This window comes from Nocardia sp. CDC159 (assembly GCF_023740735.1).
Lineage (GTDB): Bacteria > Actinomycetota > Actinomycetes > Mycobacteriales > Mycobacteriaceae > Nocardia > Nocardia pulmonis.
On record NZ_JAMRXH010000007.1, the window covers coordinates 201,379 to 223,508 of the forward strand.

General features: G+C 70.7%; 17 protein-coding genes. 6 read left to right on the forward strand and 11 right to left on the reverse strand.

The annotated features are described in order from the left end of the window. Nucleotides 1-21: 21 nt before the first annotated feature. Entirely contained in the window at nt 22-360 is a 339-nt protein-coding gene (locus NDR87_RS17980) for a hypothetical protein (protein ID WP_251914018.1), read from the reverse strand. Nucleotides 361-620: 260 nt separating this feature from the next. Here NDR87_RS17980 and NDR87_RS17985 point away from each other — a divergent pair, with 260 nt between their 5' ends. Further along, a complete protein-coding gene (locus NDR87_RS17985; protein WP_251914017.1) occupies nt 621-1,046 on the forward strand; it encodes a pyridoxamine 5'-phosphate oxidase family protein in 426 nt (141 codons plus the stop codon). Here the strand turns inward: NDR87_RS17985 and NDR87_RS17990 are convergent. The 4 genes from NDR87_RS17990 to NDR87_RS18005 form a co-directional block, all read right to left on the reverse strand. Next, entirely contained in the window at nt 1,037-1,969 is a 933-nt protein-coding gene (locus NDR87_RS17990; protein WP_251914016.1) for a hydroxymethylglutaryl-CoA lyase, read from the reverse strand. The genes NDR87_RS17985 and NDR87_RS17990 overlap by 10 nt on opposite strands. Next, the gene (locus tag NDR87_RS17995) at nt 1,966-3,177 is read right to left on the reverse strand and encodes a CaiB/BaiF CoA-transferase family protein (RefSeq protein WP_251914015.1); all 1,212 of its coding nucleotides are present in this window, start codon (nt 3,175-3,177) and stop codon (nt 1,966-1,968) included. The genes NDR87_RS17990 and NDR87_RS17995 overlap by 4 nt, the downstream gene beginning before the upstream one ends. A gap of 20 nt (nt 3,178-3,197) precedes the next feature. Continuing rightward, the gene (locus tag NDR87_RS18000) at nt 3,198-4,115 is read right to left on the reverse strand and encodes a TauD/TfdA family dioxygenase (RefSeq protein ID WP_251914014.1); all 918 of its coding nucleotides are present in this window, start codon (nt 4,113-4,115) and stop codon (nt 3,198-3,200) included. A gap of 125 nt (nt 4,116-4,240) precedes the next feature. Further along, nucleotides 4,241-5,011, reverse strand: coding sequence for a deoxyribonuclease IV (locus NDR87_RS18005; protein ID WP_251914013.1), 771 nt, complete (start codon nt 5,009-5,011; stop codon nt 4,241-4,243). 106 nt (nt 5,012-5,117) lie between these two features. Between NDR87_RS18005 and NDR87_RS18010 the strand changes: the two genes are divergently transcribed. Further along, a complete protein-coding gene (locus tag NDR87_RS18010; protein WP_308212109.1) occupies nt 5,118-6,383 on the forward strand; it encodes a protein kinase in 1,266 nt (421 codons plus the stop codon). 22 nt (nt 6,384-6,405) lie between these two features. On the opposite strand, the gene NDR87_RS18015 is transcribed toward NDR87_RS18010, so the two are convergent. Next, nucleotides 6,406-7,116, reverse strand: a complete 711-nt coding sequence (locus NDR87_RS18015; protein WP_251914012.1) for a phosphatase PAP2 family protein — start codon at nt 7,114-7,116, stop codon at nt 6,406-6,408. A gap of 100 nt (nt 7,117-7,216) precedes the next feature. Here NDR87_RS18015 and NDR87_RS18020 point away from each other — a divergent pair, with 100 nt between their 5' ends. Further along, entirely contained in the window at nt 7,217-7,990 is a 774-nt protein-coding gene (locus tag NDR87_RS18020) for an ABC transporter ATP-binding protein (RefSeq protein WP_251914011.1), read from the forward strand. Continuing rightward, entirely contained in the window at nt 7,990-10,515 is a 2,526-nt protein-coding gene (locus tag NDR87_RS18025; RefSeq protein WP_251914010.1) for an ABC transporter permease, read from the forward strand. The genes NDR87_RS18020 and NDR87_RS18025 overlap by 1 nt, the downstream gene beginning before the upstream one ends. Nucleotides 10,516-10,682: 167 nt before the next feature. On the opposite strand, the gene NDR87_RS18030 is transcribed toward NDR87_RS18025, so the two are convergent. The 5 genes from NDR87_RS18030 to NDR87_RS18050 all read right to left on the reverse strand — a co-directional run bounded on the left by NDR87_RS18030 (nt 10,683) and on the right by NDR87_RS18050 (nt 18,549). Beyond that, nucleotides 10,683-11,834 carry a VWA domain-containing protein gene (locus tag NDR87_RS18030; protein WP_251914009.1) on the reverse strand — a complete coding sequence of 384 codons (1,152 nt, stop codon included), beginning with the start codon at nt 11,832-11,834 and terminating at the stop codon, nt 10,683-10,685. Between the two features lie 163 nt (nt 11,835-11,997). Further along, on the reverse strand, nt 11,998-12,255 hold the full coding sequence (locus tag NDR87_RS18035) for a hypothetical protein (RefSeq protein WP_251914008.1): 258 nt from the start codon (nt 12,253-12,255) through the stop codon (nt 11,998-12,000). Next, a complete protein-coding gene (locus NDR87_RS18040) occupies nt 12,252-14,594 on the reverse strand; it encodes a DUF5682 family protein (RefSeq protein WP_251914007.1) in 2,343 nt (780 codons plus the stop codon). The genes NDR87_RS18035 and NDR87_RS18040 overlap by 4 nt, the downstream gene beginning before the upstream one ends. Next, nucleotides 14,591-15,694: an AAA family ATPase gene (locus NDR87_RS18045; RefSeq protein ID WP_251914006.1), complete on the reverse strand. Its 1,104-nt coding sequence runs from the start codon at nt 15,692-15,694 to the stop codon at nt 14,591-14,593. Before NDR87_RS18045 ends, NDR87_RS18040 begins: the two co-directional genes overlap by 4 nt. Continuing rightward, nucleotides 15,691-18,549: an SWIM zinc finger family protein gene (locus tag NDR87_RS18050; protein ID WP_251914005.1), complete on the reverse strand. Its 2,859-nt coding sequence runs from the start codon at nt 18,547-18,549 to the stop codon at nt 15,691-15,693. Before NDR87_RS18050 ends, NDR87_RS18045 begins: the two co-directional genes overlap by 4 nt. 536 nt (nt 18,550-19,085) lie before the next feature. Here NDR87_RS18050 and NDR87_RS18055 point away from each other — a divergent pair. Continuing rightward, the gene (locus NDR87_RS18055; RefSeq protein ID WP_251914004.1) at nt 19,086-21,500 is read left to right on the forward strand and encodes an AAA family ATPase; all 2,415 of its coding nucleotides are present in this window, start codon (nt 19,086-19,088) and stop codon (nt 21,498-21,500) included. Continuing rightward, on the forward strand, nt 21,485-21,877 hold the full coding sequence (locus tag NDR87_RS18060; RefSeq protein WP_251914003.1) for a hypothetical protein: 393 nt from the start codon (nt 21,485-21,487) through the stop codon (nt 21,875-21,877). The genes NDR87_RS18055 and NDR87_RS18060 overlap by 16 nt, the downstream gene beginning before the upstream one ends. The last annotated feature ends 253 nt before the right edge of the window (nt 21,878-22,130 follow it).

A 22,130-nucleotide genomic window follows, 5' to 3' on the forward strand; every position in this document is an offset into this window, starting at 1 on the left:
GAGAAATCGTGAAAACGAAACTCACCTGCGCCGTTTGCGTCTCATCGGGGGCGGGGGTTCGGGAGGTTCCGGCTCGCGCTCGAGCACCAGTACGGCCAGGCCGGCGTCGCGGATCAGCATGTCCAGATCATCGAGCAGACCGGTCACCGCGTCACTGGCCGCGCGGATTTCTCGTTCGGAGCTGTCATGCTGCTCGAAAACTGCACGGAGCGTATGCAATTGCAGACCGACATCGAACAAATGCCGCACCAAGCGGTCGCTCAGGGTGGTGAACTCGGTGCGATTGTCCGGTGAGACGTCATGGAAAAAACCCTGGGGCACAGGTAATTCCGTGCCTTCATCGTCGTTCGCAGGTTCCACATTTCCTCCACAGGCGCGAACCTTCAATGGTCGCGAGCCGCACTTCGGGACTCGGAAAGACGACGTTGGCAATTCTACGTCGCTGCTGGTGTGGCGGGTTGTGAAACGGAGATGATCTACCCGAGCACAGGGGTTCGGATGTGTGAAATGCTTTGGCCAGAGCGGAATTACGCCATTGGTGCGGGCCGATGGCTCGATTCGAGGGTCCTCGGATCGGCGCATCCGGCCCCAATCGGCACGCCGGGACGGATAATCGGAAGATGGCGGTCCGGGGCGAGCGGGAGCTGCGCGAATTGACCAATGGCGACGCGCTCGAACTGCTCGGTACCGTCCGTTTCGGCCGGGTGGTGTTCGCCCGGCACGCGCTCCCCACCATTCGCCCGGTCAACCACATGATCGAGGACGATCAGGTGATCATCTACGCCAATCTGAGCATCGTCCCGCTGCATTCGGATCGGCAGGTGGTCTCCTACGAGGCCGACACCATCGATCACCACACCCAGCTCGGCTGGTGCGTGATCCTCACCGGAACCGCCGAGGCCGTACGCGATCCCGACGAGGTCGCCCGGTACGAGCGGCTGATCGACCCCTGGCTGCCCGGCGTCCGGCGGCGCGTCGTGCGGATCCGCCCGGATATCGTCACCGGCATCGAGCTGGTCGAGAAGGTCGAGGTCGATCAGGCCTGATCGCGCACGACCCACTCGAACGCCTTGGCCCCGGAGCGGGCACCCTCGACGGTGCGAGATCGGTTGGGCTCGCCCAGTTCCGCGAGCAGTGCCTCCGACAGCCGCACCAGCCCGGCCAGCGCCGCGGGGGTGAACCAGCGCGGGCGGGTGGCGAACAGCAGATCCTCCGACGCGGTGTTACCGCTGGCGCCGGGCGCGAAGGGACAACCGCCCAGCCCACCGAGCGCGCCGTCCACCACGCTGGCCCCGGCGGCCAGGGCCGCCAGCGAATTCGCCACGCCCATACCCCACGTGTCGTGGCCGTGGAAGACGATGCGCCGCCGCGGGGTGCGCGTGCGCACCGCCTCGACCAGGCCGCCGACCTGGGCCGGATGGGCCTGTCCGAGGGTGTCGGCCAGCACGATGTCGGCCGCGCCGTCGGTGCGCGGATCGGCGGCGATCGCCAGTACCCGTCGCGGATCCACCGCCCCCTCGAACGGGCAGGTGAACGCCGTGGCCAGGCAGAGCTGAATGGCGCCGTCGACCTCCCGCGTGAGCCGGATGGCGTCCGGCATGGCGGCCACGCTGGCCTCGGTGTCGCGGCCGATATTGGCCCGGTTGTGCGAGTCCGAGACCGACAGGCAGTACTGGAAATTGCGCACCCCGGCCGCGGCCGCGCGCTCGACCTGCCGCGGCGTGGCCACCCATATCCAGCAGCGTTGCAGCTCCTGCGGAGTCAACGCGGCGACCAACTCGAGGGTGTTCGCCATCGGCGGCACCAGATCCGGCCGGGCCATCGAGCCGATCTCCAGGGCCGGGACGCCGAGCGCGAGCAGGGTCCGGACGATTTCCACTTTGCGCTCGGTGGGCAACAACTTACCGGTCAGCTGCAATCCGTCGCGCAGGGTGACATCGCGCAGCAGGGCAACGGCGCTGTCGCTCATGACTTCTCCAGGGCGTCGATCTCGGCGTCGGACATGCCCAGCAACTGCGTGAGCACCTCGCGGGTGTGCTCACCCAGATCCGGGCCGACCGAGCGGATGGGCAGCGAGCGCTCGCCGATCACCGGGACGATACCCGGGAAGCCGACCTGCTTCGGTTCCGCCTCGCCGACATCGACCGGGAACGTCTGAATCATGTTGCGCGCCCGGTACTGCGGATCGTCGACGATATCGGCGGCGGTGTAGATCGGGCCGCACGGGATGGCGGCGTCCTCGAGGATCCGCAGCGCCTCGGCGCGGGAGTGCCGCCGGGTCCATTCGGCGATGGCGGCGTCCAGGCGTTCGCGGTGCCGCCAGCGGCCCGCGTTGTCCTGCAGTTCGGGATCGGCGGCCAGGTCGGGACGCTCGATCACACGCATATAGCGCTGGTAGATGGCGTCGCCGTTGCCGCCGATGATGATGCTGGTGCCGTCGGCGCAGGGGTAGGCGTTACTCGGGGCGATGCCCTCCATGCGCCCGCCCACCCGCTCGCGGCGGATGCCGTAGGCGAGATAGTCCGGGACCAGCGATTCCATCACCGACAGGATGGATTCGTTGAGCGCGACGTCGATCACGCGCTGTTCCAACGGGATTCGCCCCGCGCCGCGGTCGCGCTGGAACAGCGCCATGACCGTGCCGAAGGCCGCGTAGATGCCCGCGATCGAATCGCCGATCGAGACCCCGACCCGCACCGGCGGGCGATCCGGATCGCCCACCAGCTCGCGCAGCCCGCCGACCGCCTCGGCCACCGCCGCGAAACCCGGGCGCTGCGCCAGCGGCCCGGTCTGCCCGTAGGCGGAGATGCGGGTGATGACCAGATCCGGATTCGCCGCGTCCAGCACCCGCGGCCCCAGCCCCCACTTCTCCAGCATGCCGGGACGGAAGTTCTCCAGCAGCACATCGCAGCGCCGGATCAGCTCCAACGCCACCGCGTGCCCGGCCTCGGTGCGCAGATCCAGCGTGATGGATTTCTTGTTGCGGTTGACCGTGCGGTACAGCATCGAGGTGTCGCCGCCGTAGAGCCGCCAATTGCGCAGCTCGTCACCGGTTTTCGGACGTTCGACCTTGATCACCTCGGCGCCGAAGTCGCCGAGGATGCGCCCGGCGGTGGGCGCGGCGATGTAGTTGCCGAGTTCGAGCACCCGAATCCCGTCCAGCGGCCGAATCTCCATGCCCGCATTCAAGCACGCCGCTACGCGGCCGCGACCTCCTCCACGATCGAGTAGTGCTCGGCATTGCCCGCGATGACCGTGCTCGCGACGCCGTCCACGCCGACCGGGATATCGCCCGCCAGGGTGATGCGGGTCAGCCTGCGGTGCTCGGCGCCGTCGTAGTCGTCGATGGCGTAGTGCTGGGTCGCGCGGTTGTCCCAGATGGCGACGTCGCCGAGGGACCAGTTCCAGCGGGTGGTGTGCTCGAGGCGGGTCACCCGGTCCTGGAACAGGCGGAACAGGGTCTGCGATTCGGAGGTGGACAGGCCGACGAAGCGCTTCACGAAATGGCCCAGCAGCAGGGCGCGTTCGCCGGTTTCGGGGTGCACGCGCACGACCGGGTGCTCGGTCTCGTAGTAGGTCGACTCGAATTCGGTGCGGTAGGCGCGGGCATTGGCGTCGGGGGAGTCCTCCTGGGCGGCGGCGTAGTCGTACCGGTTGGTGTGGCGGGCGCGCAGGCCCTCGGCCAAGCGCCGTAGCGGTTCGGGCAGCGAGTTGTAGGCCGCGACCGTGGAGGCCCAGGTGGTGGAGCCGCCGTAGCCGGGCAGCGCGACCGCGCGCAAAATCGACGCCTTCGGAATACGGTCGACGAAGGTGACATCGGTGTGCCAGCTGTTGGCGCGGCCGTGGTGGGAGTCGATGGCCAGGCTCCGCACGCCGTGCGAGGTGACGGTCGGATGCGGGGTGGTCGGGGTGCCGAGCAGCCGGGCGAACTCGTACTGCCCGTCCTCGGTCAGATGGTGCTGGTCGCGGAAGAAGATCACCTTGTGCTCGTGCAGCGCCGCGCGGATCAGCGCGACCGTCTCGGCGGGCAGCTCGCCGCCGAGCCGGACGCCGTCGATCCGCGCGCCGATGTGGGCGCCGAGCTGGACCACTCGCGGGGTGTAATCGGCTGACATACCCGGCCTTTCCCTCGAACCGAATGCTGATTCGAGAACACCACGGCCGCGCCGCCGGAGGACAGGATTACGGTCAGCCCGATCACAAAGTCCGCATCCGCCCGGACAATGCTTCCGAACGCAAGCTATTTCACGTGTTCGCGCAGATACGCCAGATCGTCGGCCAATCCCTCGGCCGGGGTTTCCAGCACGATCGGAGCGTCGGCGGTCCGGCAGACCTCGGCCAGCAACTGCGGATCGATGGTGCCCTCGGCGAAATTGGCATGGCGGTCGGCCCCGGAATTGAATTCGTCGCGAGAGGAATTCAGGTGGACGAGATCGATACGGCCGGTGATCGCCCTGATCCGGTCGACCACGCCGATGAGCTCCTCCCCGCCCGCCCAGGCGTGACAGGTGTCCAGGCAGAAACCGGCGCCGTAATCGCCGACCGCGTCCCAGAGCCGGGCGATGGAATCGAAATGCCGTGCCATGGCGTGATTTCCACCGGCGGTATTCTCGATCAGGATCGGCACCGCGAAGCCGCCCTTGTCCTGCTGCCGCTCGAACAGTTTGCGCCAGTTGTCGATTCCGGCCTCGATCTCGGCGTCGGAGCGCACATGCCCGCCGTGCACGACCAGGCCGAACGCGCCCAGGTCGGCGGCCGCCTGCGCCTGCTGGGCCACCGCGTTGCGCGAGGGCATCCGCAACCGGTTGTTGGTGCTGGCGACGTTGATCTGGTACGAGGAGTGCACCACCACATCGATCGGGCTGGCCTTGATCTGCTCGGCCAGCGGGTGCGGCTTGGGTTTCTCCCAGCCCTGCGGATCGATGACGAACATCTGGATGACCTCGGCGCCCAGCCGTTCGCCGAAGCCGATCGGATCACTGTCCTGCCTGACGTGTGCCCCAATACGCATGGTCACAGAGCGTATCGGTAGGCACCGACACGGATCTCCCGGCTCGGTCCGCGGGACTGCTATGGTTTCGGTGTTTTCCGCGCGCGGTACGGAAGTGGGAGCTTGCATGCTGGCCAACGGTGATGTCTTCGCTGGCTATGTCATCGAGCGGTTGCTGGGCCGCGGTGGCATGGGGTCGGTCTATCTGGCGAAACATCCGCGGTTACCCCGGATGACCGCGCTGAAGCTGCTCAATCGTGAGATGGTCGCCGACACCGAGATCCGCGCCCGGTTCGAACGCGAGGCCGATCTGGTCGCCCAGCTGGACCATCCGAATATCGTCACCGTCTACGACCGCGGGCTCGAGGACGGTCAGCTGTGGATCTCCATGCAGTACATCGACGGTATCGATGCGGCCAGCGTCGATCCGCGGGCGCTGCCGCCGGAGCGGGCCGTGCAGATCGTCGCCGAGGTGGCCGAGGCGCTGGACTACGCCCATCGCAACGGCGTGCTGCATCGCGACGTGAAGCCGGGCAACATGCTGCTGGCGCGCTCGACCGCTGGGCGCGGGGAGCGGGTCTATCTCACCGACTTCGGCATCGCCCGGCTGCGCGACGACGGCGGCCATCTGACCCAGACCGGTACGTTTACCGCGACGCTGGCCTACGCCTCGCCGGAGCAGCTCACCGGGGCCAATCTCGACGGGCGCTCCGATCAGTACTCCCTGGCGTGCAGCCTGTTTTGGCTGTTCACCGGTAGCGGACCGTTTACCGCGCCCAATCCCGCGGCGGTCATTCGCGGTCATCTGCAGGGGCAGCCGCCGGTGCTGAGCGGTGTGCGACCCGGCCTGCCGCCCGCCCTCGACGGCGTGCTGACCAAGGCGATGTCCAAGCGCGCCGACGATCGCTTCGACACCTGCGCCGATTTCGCCGCGGCGGCGCGGCGCGCCTTCGCCGCGCCGAGCGCCCCGCCCATCCCGCACGCCGGTCGGCCCTACACCGGTCCGGCCATACCGACCACGGGCCCGCGCCTGATGTCGGCGGGTCCCGCCATGGCGCCGGGCACCGGCCAGGGCATTCCGCTGGCCACCGGGCCGTCGGCGCCGTGGACTGCCGCACCCGGAACTCCGCGGGGCACCGCGCCGCGCCCCGCGACCGGCCCGTCGAATCCGACGGTCGGCCCCGCGCCGTATCCGCATGCCGCGGCCGTCCGTTCGGCCACCCCGCCCCCGCAGCCGGTGTACCGCTCGACCCCGCACTATCCCCAGCCCGGCTACGGTTATCCGCCCCAGCCTGCCCGCAAGTCCAATGCCGGTCTGATCATCGCGATCATCATCGGCGCGATCGTGCTGGTCGTGGTGGTTCTCGCCGTCATCGGCGCGCTGGCGTCCTAGCCGGACGTCGTTGCGGCGCCGGTCATGCCGGTTGGGGTTCGGAGGGGATGGTCGGCCGGAGCCGGGTGTAGCCGGTCAGGCAGATACCCAGCCAGAGCAGGCCGATGGCCCAGCCGCCCAGCACATCGGTGAGCCAGTGCACGCCGAGGTAGACGCGCGAAAGGCCCACGGCGACAACGAAGATGATCGCGACGAGGCTCAGGGCGAGCCTGGCCGCGCGGCGCTGCAGGGACAGGGCCGCCAGGACGGTCAGCGCGCCCACGACCACGGTCGATCCGAGGGCGTGTCCGGAGGGGAAGGACTGGTTGGTGAACACCACCAGCTGATCGGTCACCGGCGGCCGCTGGCGGCCCACCAGCGGTTTCACGGTCGTGCCGATCACCGCGGATCCGGCGGCCGTGACGGCGAGGAATATCAGCCGGGGCCAGTCGCGCCGCCACGCGAACCAGGCACAGGCGGCCAGGGTCAGCGCCGTCATGGCGGTCGGCGACCCCATATCCGTGATCACCTTGGCGACCGAGGTCAGCCAGTCGTCGCGGCGGGGGAGCACCCAGTTCATCGCGGCGGGATCGATGCGGGTGGTGCCGTCGCCGTCGAGGACGCTGTCGGTCAGTTCGGCGACGACCGCGGCCAGCACGACCAGCACCGCGGCACCGACGGCGGGCAGGGTGCCGCGCCGGACCAGCACCGCCACGACGGCAGCGGACAGCAGCGTCACGACCGGCAACAGCATGGCTACGAGGATAGGCGCAGCGGCGGAACCGGCTTCGGTTCCGGGTCTTCCGGGAAATTCCCGATGGCGCAACGGTAGGGGTCCCGCAACACTGGAGTGCATGACTGCCGATGCCCTAGGCACCGAACCCACCGCATCCACGGCGGCCGCGCTCGCGGCCCGCGCCACCGACCTGGTCAAGCTGTATGGATCGGGAGACACCCAGGTCCGAGCGCTGGACGGGGTGTCGGCGGAGTTCGCCCAGGGCGAGTTCACCGCCATCATGGGCCCGTCCGGGTCCGGCAAATCCACGCTCATGCACTGCCTGGCGGGGCTGGACTCGGCCACCTCCGGCACCGTGCACATCGGTGACACCGATCTGACCCGGCTGTCGGACAAGCAGATGACGCGCCTGCGCCGCGACCGCATCGGTTTCGTCTTCCAGGCGTTCAACCTGGTGCCGACGCTCACCGCGCTGGAGAACATCACGCTGCCGCTGGACATCGCGGGCCGCAAGCCCGACCAGGAGTGGCTGGACACCGTCATCAAGCGGCTCGGCCTCGGCGACCGGCTCGGCCATCGACCCAGTGAGCTGTCCGGTGGTCAGCAGCAGCGGGTGGCGTGCGCGCGGGCGCTGTCGGGTAAGCCGGACATCGTCTTCGGCGACGAGCCGACCGGCAACCTGGACTCCCGCTCCTCCGGGGAGGTGCTGTCGATCCTGCGCGCGGCGGTGGACGAATTCGGCCAGACCGTGGTCATCGTCACCCACGAACCGCACGCCGCCTCCTACGCCGACCGGGTGGTGTTCCTGGCCGACGGACGCATCGTCGACGAAATGCGCGATCCCACGGCCGATTCCGTGCTGGATCGGATGAAGTCGCTGGAGAATCTCTGATGTCCGGCAGCCCGATGCGCAGGGTCGCACTGCGCAACCTCGCGGCCCACAAGGTGCGTCTGGCGCTGACGCTGCTGTCGGTGATCCTCGGCACCGCCTTCATCGCCGGATCCTTCGTCTTCACCGACACCCTGCAGCGCACCTTCGACGGTATCTTCGCCGAACAGGCCAAGGGCGTGGACGTGCGGGTGAGCCCGAAGGAGCGGCAATCGCTGGGCGTTCCGCTGTCGGCGGTGCAGGTCGTATCCGGCGTCGAGGGGGTGCGGGCCGTCGCGCCGGGCGTGAACGGACCCGTGGTGCTGGTCAAGGACGGTCGCGCCGTGCAGACCGGCGGCGCGCCGAGCTGGGGGCAGTCCTATCTACCGCCCGAGCGTGCGATCGCCGAGCCGCAGAAGTTCACCGCCGGTGCGGCGCCGGTGCGGCCCGGCGAGATCGCGATCAACACCAGCGGCGCCAAGCGCGCGGGGCTGCGGGTCGGCGACAAGGTGAAGGTGCTGATCCCGTCCCGCAGCACCTACGACGTCACCGTCACCGGGATCTACGAGGCCCCCTCGGACACGGGCGGTTTCATCGGTGTGCTGTTCAGCGATCAACAGGCGCGCGAGCTGTTCGCCGACGGCCACCATGTGGCCTATGTGGATGTCGCGGCCGCGCCGGGAGTCGCGGTCGGCGCGCTGCGCGACCGAATCGCCAAGGCCCTGCCGGACTTCAAGGTGCAGAACGGCGCGCAGGTTCGCGAGGACATGAAGGCCCAGGTGGGCAATGCGCTGAAGTTCGTGAACTACTTCCTGCTGGCCTTCGGCGCGATCGCGCTGCTGGTGGGCACGTTCATCATCTACAACACCTTCTCGATGATCGTCGCGCAACGGCTGCGGGAGCTGGCGCTGCTGCGTGCGGTCGGTGCGAGCCGTCGGCAGGTCGGCCTCTCGGTGGTGTCCGAGGCGCTGGTCGTCGGACTGCTCGGCAGCGCGGTGGGTCTGGCGGCGGGTGTCGCGCTGGCCTTCGGACTGTCCGGGCTGCTCAACGCGTTCGATCTGGGCCTGCCCACCGGGGCCATGTCGGTGCGGCCGCGCACGGTACTGGTGGCGCTGGGTATGGGCGTGCTGGTGACGGTGCTCAGCGCCTACGCACCCGCGCGCCGGGCGGCCCGCATTCCGCCGGTGGAGGCGATGCGCGAGGAGTTCGCCTCGGTGGGTGAATCGCTGCGGGTCCGCACGATCGTCGGCGCGGTGCTGGCGGTCGCGGGCGTCGTGCTCGCGGTGCTGGGCGCGCAGTCCACCGGCGGCGACGCCGCGCGGACCGTCGGAATCGGCGCGGGCGCACTGATATTGGCGGTGCTGCTGGTCTCGCCGTGGTTGTCGCGCCCGGTGGTGGGCACGCTCGGTGTGCCCGTCGCCGCGCTCGGGCCGATCGGCCGGATGGCGCGCAACAACGCGGTGCGCAATCCGCGCCGCACCGCCGCCACGGCCTTCGCACTGACCCTGGGCCTGATGCTGGTGTCGGCGATCGGCATGCTGGGCGCCTCGGCCAAGGCCAGCATCGGTGAGCTGGTGGACAGGGGCGTCAAGGCGGACTACATCCTGGCCGGGCCGCCCGGCAGCTTCATCGGGGTTCCGGTGGCCGCCGGTGCGGCGGTGAAATCCGTTGCGGGAGTGCAGGATGTGGTCGCCATCCGGGGCACCAGCCTGAAGGTCGGAAACGACTCGGTCGGCGCGGCCTCGCACGACGGCCCGATCGACGCCGTGCTGAATTACGAACTGCGCCAGGGCTCGCGGACCCTCGGCGACGACGATCTGCTGGTGTCGCAGAGCGAGGCCGACAAGCGGGGCTGGCGGGTGGGCCAGCGGGTCGAGCTGGCCAGTATGGACAACAAGAAGATCGCGCTGACCGTCTCGGGTGTCTACAAGGACACCCAGCTGCTCGGCAATCTCGTCATCCCGCAGGCCGTCTACGAGCGGGTTACCCCGGTCGCGCTGCGCACCGACCTCGTGGTGCTGGTCACGGCGAAGCCCGGGACCGATCTGGGCGCCCTGCGCACGAATCTGGAGAAGGCCACCGAGCAGTTCGCGATCGTGCAGGTGCAGGATCACGAGCAGTTCAAGGGAACTCAGGGCCAGCAGATCAACACCATGCTGGCCATCCTGTACGGGCTGCTTGCTCTGGCCGTGGTGATCGCGGTCCTGGGCATCGTCAACACCCTGGCGCTGTCGGTGGTGGAGCGGCGGCGCGAGATCGGCATGCTGCGGGCCGTCGGCATGCAGCGGCCGCAGGTCCGGCGGTCGATCTACCTGGAGTCGATGTTGATCGCGGTCTTCGGCGCGGTGGTCGGCGTGGTGCTCGGGCTGTCGCTGGGCGTCGGATTCCTGCGCACACTACGGGATCTGGGAATCGATCAGATCGCGGTGCCCTGGTCGCAGATCGCGCTGATGCTCGTCGGCTCCGGGGTGGTCGGCGTGCTCGCCGCGGTGTGGCCCGGCGTCCGGGCGGCGCGGACGCCACCGCTGGCGGCGATCGCAGATCTCTGATCCTCCCGTCCGCGCGCGATAGGATCCGGGCGCTGTCGTGGTTTGCCCGGTTTCGGTTCGCAGCGGTCGAAAGGGTAGGACATGGAGATTCTGCAGGCGCTGAGCCTGATGCTGAATATCGTCACCAGCCTGCTCGGGCTGGCCGAGCTCTTCGGTAGCTAGCCTAGCTAGCTCCGTCCGCCGTGGGCGTTGGCCCAGGCGCGGACGTCGCCCCGATCCAGGGCGACGGCCAACAGCTCCGGGAAGCGGTCGGGAGTGCACGCGAAGGCGGGCACTCCCAGCGCCGCCAGCGCCGCGGCATTGTCGTGGTCGTAGGCCGGGGCGCCGTCGTCGGACAGCGCCAGCAGCACCAGCACCTGCACCCCCGACTCCTTCATGATCGCGACGCGGCGCAGCATCTCCGCGCGGATGCCGCCCTCGTACAGATCCGAGATCAGCACGAAGAGCGTGTCGGCCGGGCGAATGATCAGCTGCTGGCAGTAGGCGATGGCCCGGTTGATGTCCGTGCCGCCGCCCAGCTGCGTGCCGAACAGCACGTCCACCGGATCGGCGAGCCGCTCGGTGAGATCGACGACGGCCGTGTCGAATACGACCAGCGAGGTCCGCAGCGACCGCATCGACGCCAGCACCGCGCCGAATACCGAGGCGTAGACCACGCTGGATGCCATCGAACCGGACTGGTCGATGGCCAGCACCACATCGCGGCGCACGGCCTGGGCACGGCGCCCGTAGCCGACCAGCCGCTGCGGTACCACCGTGCGGTGCTCGGGCAGATAGTGCGCGAGATTGCGGCGGATCGTGCGATCCCAGTCGATATCACGCAGCCGCGGCCGGGTGACCCGCGCGGCCCGATTCAACGCGCCCGACACCGCGGCGACCGTCCGTGCCGCGAGCCGCCGCTCGATCTCGCGCACCACCTTCTCCACCACCGACCGCGCCGCGGCCCGGGTGGTCTCGGGCATCACCCGATTCAAACTCAAAAGCGTCCCGACCAGATGCACATCGGGCTCGACGGCCTCGAGCAACTCCGGCTCCAGCAGCAACTGGGTCAGATTCAGCCGCTCCACCGCATCGCGCTGCATCACCTCGACCACGCTCGACGGAAAATACGTCCGAATATCCCCGAGCCACCGCGCCACCTTCGGCGCCGACCCCCCGAGCCCACCGCCCCGCTTCTCCCCCGCCGCCTGCTCATCGGCGTTGTACAGCGCCGCCAGCGCCCGATCCATGGCCACATCCTCGGCACTCGACAACCCACCGAGGCCCCCCTCGGCAGGCGCACCCAGCACCAGCCGCCACCGCCGTGCCTGTGTACTCATGGCTTCCTCCGATCGATCGTGCCGACTGCGACCTTGCCGCAGGGGAATTCGGCCGGTACGAGCTGGCCGTGCCGCATCGGGAGCGCCCTGTGCGGGTTCGTCCAGGGGGTGGGAGAGTGGCCCGTCGCCGCGTGGACCACGGGTGCTGGGCGCTCGGGCCGGATCATCGGGCGACCGCCAGGGTTTCGGTGAGGTTGTGCGGAGCCGCTGTGCCGCGGATGGCGTCGAGGTCCGTGGCGGGTGGAACAGCGATCGTCGCCGCGCGGGCCATGGGTGGCGTGGCGCAGGATCGTCGTGCCAGCGCCGGGCTTTCGGTGAAAGCGTGTTGTGCCGTCGCGCCGTGGGTGGGTTCGAGGCCGGTGACGGTGTGGGTGAGTGGCCTGTCGGCGCGCGGGACATGGGTGATGCGGTGCCGGGTCATTGGGCGACCGCCAGGATTTGGGTGAGGGCGTGGAGGGCTGTTGTGCCTCGGGTGGTGTCGAGGGCCGCGGTGGGGTGGGGGGCGGTGTGATTGCGGCCGAGGGATTGGGCGATGGCTTGGCGTTCGCCGGATTCGAAGGTGCCGAAGGTGCGGCGGAGGAGGGGGAGGGTGGCGGTGAACTGGTCCTCGTCGAGGTCGCGGAGCCAGGTGTCGATGAGGCGCAACAGTTCCCGGTCGTGGACCAGGAGGAGGCCGCGGCCGCCGATGAAGCCGTCGATCCAGGCGGCCTTTTCCGCGGGGGTGTGGCCGATCGACAGGGCGGCCGCGAGGCGGCGGGCGGATTCCGGACCGTCGATGATCCCGGCGTCGCACAGCAGCCGGACCGCGCGGCCGACCAGGGCGCCGTGTACGTCGTCGCGGTCGGCGAGGGTGCGCAGCGCGCTCAGCCAGGTGTCGGTCGCCCAGGCGTTGTCGCGGGTCGCCACGGCGAGGTGGGCGGCGTCGAGCAGGGTGCGCAGCGCGGCGGCGGATTCGGCGTCCAGACCTGTTACGGCGCTGGGCAATCCGGCGCAGATGCGGATGAGCAGGCCGTCGGCGACATGGGCGAGCGCACCGAGGTCGGTGCCGCGGACGTCGCCGTAGCGCAGGGTGCGGACGAGCCCGGGCAGGGCCGTCAGCAGATGAGTGACGTCGTGATCGAGGGCGGCGACGGTCTCCAGGCGGCGCACCAGTCCCGCGACCGCATCGCGCAGATCGGCGAGCAGCGCCGCCTCCAGCGCGCCGCTCAGTTCGCCGATCGTGGTGTCGGCGGCGGCGGTGTCGAGGATCTTCGCCTCGGCGGCGGTGCGAATGGTGGTGCCCCAGCGGGATGCCTCGACGACGGCGACCGACAACTCCGGCTCCCAGCGCAGCGTCCACGATTCGCGGAAGGTGCCGGTATTGCGGACCTCGCCCTCGGTCCGGGTGCCCCAATGAATGTCGAGCAGATGGAGCCGGTGCAGCAGATGTGAACGCGCCACATCGCGCTCCTTGCGCAGATCCAGGTCGAGTTGCTGCGCGAGGGCCTGCTGTTTGAGCCGCAGCGAGCGCGCCTGGGCGCGCAGGTCCGCGTCCAGGGGAACGGTCGGGGTGTCGTCGGGGACCGTGCCGAGCGCCTCGCCGATCACCAGCTCGGCGGTGATCAGCCGCAGCATTGTCTCGTCACCCTCGCACAGCACCGCGCGGGTGGCGTCGGTGACCTCCGACAATCCCGGCAGCGGACGGCCGCGCAGGGCCGCGAGAGTCTCCGCGAGCCGGACGGATTCGATGATGTGGGCACTCGACACCGGCAAATCGTGGGCCCGCAGGGTGGTCGCCACCTTGGTGAGCCACCGCGCGATCGGCTGTTCGGTGCGAGTGAACAGATGGTGATACCAGCCCGGCGAGGTGACCCCCGCGCCATATCCCGACGACCCCGCCAGCCGTGAATGCGTCCACGGCACCCAGGTCAACGTGGCCTTGACCTTCGGCATCCCCTTCAGCAGCCGCGCATCCGCCGCCGCGGGCCCCAACTTCCCGCTCAGGGCAGGCGCATGCCAGGCACCACAGACAACGGCCACCCGAGTGGCCCCGTCCTTCAACACCTTCCGCAGCACCTGCCGCATATACGCCTCCCGCCGCAGCGTGTGCTGGTCGACCGGAGTCCCCTCCACCCCCGCGTCCCCGCCCCCCGCCGGTGACACTTCGTGGTGATCGGCAAACGTGTGCGGCTTGGTCCGCGAACCGTGGTCGGTGTCCGCGGGTGGTGAGGGGAGGCTTTCGCGGAGGGCGGACATGGCCTCGGTGACGGCGTCGAAGATATCGGCGTCGGCGGCGGATTCGATGATCGCGTCCCACCAGCGTTCGGGGTCGTCGTAGCCAGCCGCCTCGGCGAGGGCGGCGAGGGGGTCGGTGCGATCGCCGGGGTCGGTGTCGAGGGCGAGGGTGTGGGTGGCGGGAAGGTCGCAGAAGCGGACGGGGACATCGTTTTCCACCGCGTAGCGCAGGGCCTGCCATTCGGGGGAGAAGACGGCGAAGGGCCAGAATGCCGCGCGCGACGGTGAATCCGGGACGTAGGCCAGCAGGGCCACCGGCGGGCAGAGCTCGGCCGAGGCGACGAAGGCGACCAGTGGATCGGCGTCGGCGGGGCCCTCGATCAGGATCGTGTCGGGGCGAAACCGCTCCAGCGCCAATCGAAGCGAGCGGGCCGAACCGGGACCGTGGTGGCGGATGCCGAAGACGCGGGTCGGGGCGGTCGCTCCCGAAGCGACTTCCGTGGCAGCCTCGCCGGTGTGCCGCGCGGCGGTCGAGGCCGGGCTCATGGCTGTACCTCGCGGCAGGCGCGGTAGAAGTCGGACCAGTCGGGGCGTTCCCGGACCACGGCCTCGAGGTATTCGGTCCACACGACGGCATCGGCCACCGGATCCTTGACGACCGCGCCCAGGACCGCACCGGCCACATCGGCGGCGCGCAGTACACCGTCGCCGAAATGCGCCGAGAGGGCAAGGCCGTTGGTGATCACCGAGATCGCCTCCGCGGTGGACAGCGTGCCCGAGGGCGACTTCAGTTTGGTGCGGCCGTCGGCGGTCATGCCGGAACGCAGCTCCCGGAACACCCGCACCACCCGGCGCACCTCCTCCGCGGCGGCGGGCACGGTCGGCAATTCCAGTGCGGCGCCGAGCTGTTCGACCCGGCGGGTGACGATCGCGACCTCCTCGTCCTCGTCGGCGGGCAGCGGCAGCACGACGGTGTTGAACCGGCGGCGCAGCGCCGAGGACAGCTCGTTGACCCCGCGGTCGCGGTCGTTGGCGGTGGCGATCACATTGAAACCCTTGGCCGCCTGCACCTCTCGGCCGAGCTCGGCGACCGGCAGGGTCTTCTCCGACAGGATGGTGATCAGCGCGTCCTGCACATCGGAGGGGATGCGGGTGAGCTCCTCCACCCGCGCGATCGACCCGGCCCGCATGGCCGTCATGACCGGCGACGGCACCAGTGCGCCCTCGCTCGGCCCCTCGGCGAGCAGGCGCGCGTAGTTCCAGCCGTAGCGGATCGCCTCCTCCGCCGTGCCGGAGGTGCCCTGCACCAGCAGCGTCGAGGTGCCGCAGATGGCGGCCGAAAGATGTTCCGACACCCAGGTCTTGGCCGTGCCGGGCACGCCGAGCAGCAGCAGCGCCCGATCGGTCGCCAGCGTGGCGACCGCCACCTCCATCAGGCGGCGCGGCCCGACGTACTTGGGCGAGACGACGGTGCCGTCGGACAGGGTGCCGCCGAGCAGATAGGTCACCACCGCCCACGGCGACAGCCGCCACGACGGCGGCCGGGGACGGTCGTCGACGGCTTCGAGCGCGCGCAACTCGTCGGCGAAGGCCTGTTCGGCGTGCGGGCGCAGCAGCTCGTCGCGTGGGGTCTCGGTCGTGGTCACTGCAGCTCCTCGAGCATCGTGGTGCGTTCGGACAGGTCGTTGGCGAGTTGGTCGAAGGCGTTCTGCCAGTAGGGATCCGGGCACCGCCGGGCGGTGCGCCAGACGGCGGCGGCCGCGTCGACCGGGAAGTTCAGCGCCGCCGCGTGGAACAGGGTGCGATAGGAGGCGGGGGAGAGTCCGGGCGCGCCGGGCCGGGCCGCCGCCAGCTGTGCGCGGTCGAACAGCAGCCCGGTCACATGCTCGGCCAGGGCCGCCGGCCACGGCCGCGGCACCGCCGCGACGAGCAGTTCCACCTCGGCGAGCCAGCTCGCGTCCAACCGGCGCAGGCGCTCCACCCGGTCGTCGAGCGGAAGCAGGGCGAACAGCTCGCGGCGCGTCTCGAGATCGGCCCCGAGCGTCGGCGTCGCGGTGAGTACCTCGAAAAGCACCGCCGCCCAGCGGGAATCGCGCTGGGCGCGGGCGGCGTCGGCCCAGCCCGCGAACATCGGGCCCAGCATCCGCTCGGTCATGGGAACGGCGATGGCCCGCTGGGGCGTGCCGAACAACTCGTCCCAATGCGACAGGGGAGTGGCGGCCACCAGGCGACGCAGCCATTCCGCGGCGACATCGGGGGCGCCGTCCACGCGATAGGGCGTATCGGTGGTGCGGTCGGCGAGGCCGTCGCGGCGGGCGGCGTCGTCGAGCGTCCGCGGCAGCTCCACCGCCAAGCCGCCGTCCCGCACGACGATCCACCGCGCGGCCCGCTGCCGCATGCGCCGGGCGAGGGCCGATTCGGGCAGCCGGGCCAGCAGATCCGCGGTCAGGCGGCGGACGTCGGCCCGCGAATCGTCGAGCGCGGATTCGAGCAGCGGTTCGTCGTCGAGGGTGAGTCGGTCGGCGAGGACGGCCAGCAGCTCCGCGCGCGCCGTGCCCGGTTCGATGCTCCAGCTGTGCGCCAACGCCGTGCGCGCGGCTTGCGGGTCCCGCGCGCGCAGCGCCGCCAGCCAGGCGCGCCGTTCGGCCGGGCGGCCGTGCGACCAGACCGTGGGATCGTCGAATTCGGCGCGAACCAGGTTGCGCCACTGCGGATTTCGCTCGGCCAGCCACCGGCCCCGCGCTCCCGCCAGCCGCAGCAGCGGTTCTCGCAGTGCCGCCCGGGTTTTCGCGTGATCCAGCAGCAGGGCGCACAGGGCATCGGGTGCGCGATGCGCCCGCGGGGTCGCGGCCTCGAACCATTCCGCCAGAAACGGCGATCCCTCGCTCAGCAGCCGGGCCAGCCGATCGGCGGCGGCCCGCGGCAGCAGCGGGCGCTCGTCCTCCGGCGCCGCCTCGGGAAGCGTGACGACAGTGGGTGATACGCCACCCCGCTCGAACAGATCCCAGGCAGCCGCCGTCTCGAGCAGCACCTCGGCCGGATCGCCGCTGACCCCCGCGACGGCCGCGGCGACCGGCGCGGGCAGCCCCGCCGGATCCAGGCTGCGCCGCGCCGTGCCCAGCAGCGCCACCGACACCAGTTCGGCCGCCGCCTCCGCGCTCGCCCCGCCGCTCACCTCGAACTCGATATCGATCACCTCGCTCGCGACGAAGGCGGCGATCGGGACGAGCCCGTCCACGGTCCACTCCCCGATCAGCGCGACCGGGTGTCCACCCGACAACCCGAACAACCCCCACGGCGCCTCCGCCGACCGCGTCAGCGGCAGGGCCGTCCCGTCGGCCTCGGCCACATACCACCGATCCTCCACCGCCGCCGGTATCACCTCGCGCAGCAGCACCGGCCACGACCGCAGCCACGGATCGTCCCCCAGCGCCCGCGCGTGCTCGCCCAGCGCCGCCTCGATTTCGCCCGCCGCCACGGGCGGCAGGGCAGTGAAAGGTTGTGGTGCGCCGTATCTTTCACCCCACAGCGCGCGCAGCGGCGCGGAGCCGGGATAGAAGTGCAGGTCCGCGTCGAGCTGCCAGCCGGGAGTCGGCGCCTCGGCGGGGAAACTCGGTGCGCCGAAGCTGTGGTCCACGATCAGGGCCCAGCGGCCGGTGACGCGGCCCAGCAACCAGGTGCGGCGGGTGTGGAGGCGATCCTCCTCGGTGGTGCGGCGGGCCAGCACCAGCCAGTTGTCGCGGATCGGGGGTTGGTCGGCGCGGACCGTCTCGGCGGTGAGCGGATAGCCGATATGGGTGCGGACGCGGGCCGCGAGGTCGGGCGGAAGCCGGTCGAGATGGCGGTGCGCGGTGGCCAGCAGATGCAGGCGGGCGTATTCGCGCAGCAGCAGGGTGGGCCAATCGGGGCGGAGCACAACATTGCGGGCAAGTTGCCGTAGCGCATTCGCGATACCGGGGGCCTGGGCGTCGACCATGCGGGCGGCCACCGCCTCCAGGGCCCGGTAGGAGCGGTCGGCCTGGGCGAGGCCGGTGCGACACTGATCGCCGAGCCAGATGTCGAGATCGGCCAGGCCCGCACCGACCCGCGCGCGGCGCTGTTCGGCCGTGGCGGCGCTGGGCGTGCGGGGTGCGGCCGCGGCCGTTTTCGCGGCCCGCGCGGCGCGTCCGGCGAGCCACTCCGCGGCGAAGTCGGCGATCGCCGCGGCCTCGGGTACCTCGCCCTCCGACCAGCTCAGCAGCAGCCCCAATGCGTGCTTGCACGGAAACTTCCGGCTCGGGCACGTGCACTTGTAGGCCGGTCCGGACAGATCGACGACGGTCTGATAGGGCTTGGCCCCGCTGCCCTTGCACAACCCCCACAGCGCGTCCGAATGCCGCCCGGTCGCGGTCCACCTGCCGCGCAGTTTGCGCGCGGCCGTGAGCGATGCGGCGTCGGGCGCGAGCGCCGCGACCTGCTGCGCGGTCCAGGTGCCGGGTTCCCCCACCTGAGATGTCGTCACGCTGCCCCCTCTCTCGGTTGACCGGATTTCTACCGCACCCCACCGACAAAAGCGTTCGCCGCAGGTCGGACCTTATGCGATCGGCGTTCCACGAGCCACAGCGATGTCGCCGGGACCGGCACCCGCAGGCGTGCGCCCAAGCGAGCAGCGCGGCATCGCCGAGTGCCGACAGCGCCTGTCTCGTGGCCCGCGGCATCGTTCGCTGAACGGTAGCGAGACGAAAGGTCGTGCGGCAGCGCCGGATTCCCTCGTCAAGCGCTATTGCCCTATCGTGCCAACTCTGGCATCCTGACCTGTTCGGTTGATCCGAGCCACCCGAGATCGGGTGAACACCGTGGAACTGCCCGGCCGGGACGGCCGAGGGGTGGACATCGGGCGGATCAACCGTATCGATGACCATTACGTCCCGCCCGGGCCGGTTCGCCCCGGACACCTTGGCGCAGGCGCGGATTCGCCCGCGATCCGGTAGCGTTCGGCACGGCGTCGAGTCCGCTGCGACTCGAAGCGTGTGGTGATCGAACGCGAGGGGGTGGCACTTGGGGGCAGCGCCGGACGATGGCGCACCGCGCCTGGCCGAACTGGTGTCGCGCCGGCTGGACGCCGACCCGTCGATCACACCGGAGGTCGCTCGGACCGTGCTGGAGGCCCTCGGCGCCGAGTCGGATCCGCGCTCGGGCCCGGGGCACAGCGGAATCTTCGTCAGCGCCATCCGGGTTCGCGGTTTCCGCGGCATCGGCCGCGAGGCGGCGCTGCGATTGAATCCGGGTCCCGGACTCACCCTGGTGGTGGGCCGCAACGGCTCTGGGAAGTCCAGTTTCGCCGAGGCCGCCGAACTCGCCCTCACCGGAGTCAATCGCCGCTGGGAGGGGCGCTCCGCGGTATGGCGGGAGGGCTGGCGAAATCTGCACGAGGGCAGCGTGGCCCGCATCGATCTCGAGCTCACCACCGCCGGATCGGACGCGCCGCTGACGATCACCCGCGAATGGGGTGCGGCGGACGATCTGTCCGGCGGCAGCTGGACCCAGCGGCGCAAGGGCCAGCCGCCCACCGAATTCCGAGTCGCGGACTGGTCCCGGGATCTGGAGCTGTATCGCCCGTTCCTGTCCTACAGCGAGCTCGGCGCGCTGGTCGACGGGCGCCCCAGCGATCTGTTCGACGCGCTGCATCGGCTGCTCGGCCTGGACGACCTCACCGCCGCCCAGGACCGCACCCGTGCCCGCCGCCTGGAACTGGAGCGGGCCGTGAAGGCCTGCCGCGATGAGCGCGCCGCCCTGCTGACCGCGCTGTCGACCGTCGCCGACGAACGCGCCACCCGCGTGTCGGAACTGCTGCGCGCCCCCGACCCGGATCTGCCCGCCATCGCCCGCGAACTCGCCGGCGCGCGGCACGATCCGACCGGCGCGGCCGCGCTGGAGGCCATCCTGCGCCTGCGCCTGCCCGAACCGGCCGAGGTGGACGCCGCGGCCGACCACATTGTGAAGTGCGCGGCGGATCTGGCCGCGCACAGCACCGGCGATATGGAAGCCGAACTGCGCGTACTGGATCTGCTGCGTCGCGCTCGCGACCATGTCGACGCGGGCGGATACTGCCCCTGCCCGGTCTGCGGCCGGGGCGGCCTCGACGCACAGTGGCGGCGAGATACCGACGGCCAGATCGCCCGCCTGACCGATCGCGCCGCCGCGCTGACCGCCGCGCGGGTCGCCCTCGAGCGGGCCGTCGACCGAGCCCGCGCCCTGGTCCAGTCGCTGCCACCGGAGCTCGATCCGCCGACACCGCCGGTGCCCAATGTCGACACCGGCCCGGCGCGCCGGACCTGGTCGGCCTGGGCCGCGCTGGCGAACGAGCACTACCATGCCGCGCTGCCCGCCCGCCTGCGCACCGCCCACGCCGACGCGCTGCGCGGCCTGGAGACGCTACGCCGTTCGGCCCGAAAGGAATTGGATCGTCTGGACGCGGTGTGGACGCCGCTGGTGCCGCGCATCGCCGCCTGGCTGCGCGATGCCACCGCGGCCGCCGCCACCGAGCCGGAGCTGCGGACCGTGCGCCGGGCCGAGGATTGGCTCAAATCGGCCGCCGCGGGTCTGCGCGAGCAGCGCATGGCCCCGCTGGCCGACCATGCCCGCCGCATCTGGCGGGGGCTGCGCCAGCAGAGCAATGTCGACCTGGGCGCGATCCGGTTGCAGGGCAACGCCGGAGCCAGTCGCAAGGTGCTGCTCGATGTCACCGTCGACGACACCGGCGGCACCGCGCTGGGTGTCATGAGCCAGGGTGAGCTGCACGCGCTGGGACTGGCGCTGTTCCTGCCGCGCGCCACCGTGCCCGAGAGCCCGTTCGGCTTCGTCATGATCGACGATCCGGTGCAGGCCATGGATCCCGCGAAGGTGGACGGCCTGGCCCGGGTGCTCGCCGCCGCGGCGCGCAGCGGCCGCCAGGTGGTCGTGTTCACCCACGACGAGCGGCTTGCCGAGGCGGTGCGCCGGTTGCGGCTGGACGCGACGGTGCTCGATGTGCAGCGGCGGGAACGGTCCACGGTCGAGATCCGCGTCGCCGAGGATCCGGTGCGCCGCTACCTCAGCGATGCCAACGCGCTGCTGCGCACCCGGCAGCTGCCCCGGCCGATCGCCGCCGAACTCGTCATCACCTGCTGTCGCTCGGCCATCGAGGCGGCGGCGCTGGCTCGCGCGCGGCGCACGCTGCTCTCCGACGGCATCGACCACCGCGAGGTGCAGCGCCGCGTGGACGCCGCGCGGACCACCTGGGAGAAGGTGTCGCTGGCGGTGCTCGGCGAGCCCGACCGGGTCGACGATTTGAACGCGCTGCTGGATCGCGAGGCCGCCTGGGCGCGGGCGGTGCTGCGCGACGCCGCCGCGGGCGCGCACATTCGCATCGATCGCGATGTGGGGCAATTGCTCTCCGGCACAAGGAAGTTCGTCAAGTGGCTGAATCCGTGACGCCGACCGTCGCCGAGCGGCTCGCCGCGGCCGACGAACTGCTGCGCGGTACCGTCACCGATGCGGGCGGGCTGTGGTCGCGGGCGACGGTGTGGCTGCTGCGCATCGCCGTCGAACAGGCCGTCGACCGGCTGTGGTCGCAGGTGGCCCCGCCGCTGGCGCGCTGCAGCATGCGCGCGCAACTGCTCGCGCTGGAGCCCTACGTCGGCCCGGCGACCGCGGCCCGGATCGCGGCGCAGTGGGCCACGCTGTCGCGGGCGGGCCATCATCACGACTACGAGCTGCCGCCGACGCTGGTCGAACTGCGCGGCTGGTACGAGGAAACCGTCCGCCTGATCGCGGAATTGGACGCGGCGCGAACTGCCCGGTCGCAATAGCCGACATTGTCCGGCTTTTCGCCACCGGTGGATCGAATTCCGGTATCGAGACGGTGAATTCGACGATGTGCGCGGGTGCGCGGCAGTAGCGTGCACCTGCCGCACGGTTAGCGGTGTGTGTGCGGTGGTACTGGACCGGATTCCTCACATCGAAGGAGCTGCCTCGTGGACACCCTCGAGACCTTGGACACAGGGTCGTCGATACTGGCGAACTCGACAGCCGCCATGGTCAACATCTTCACGCTGATCCGGA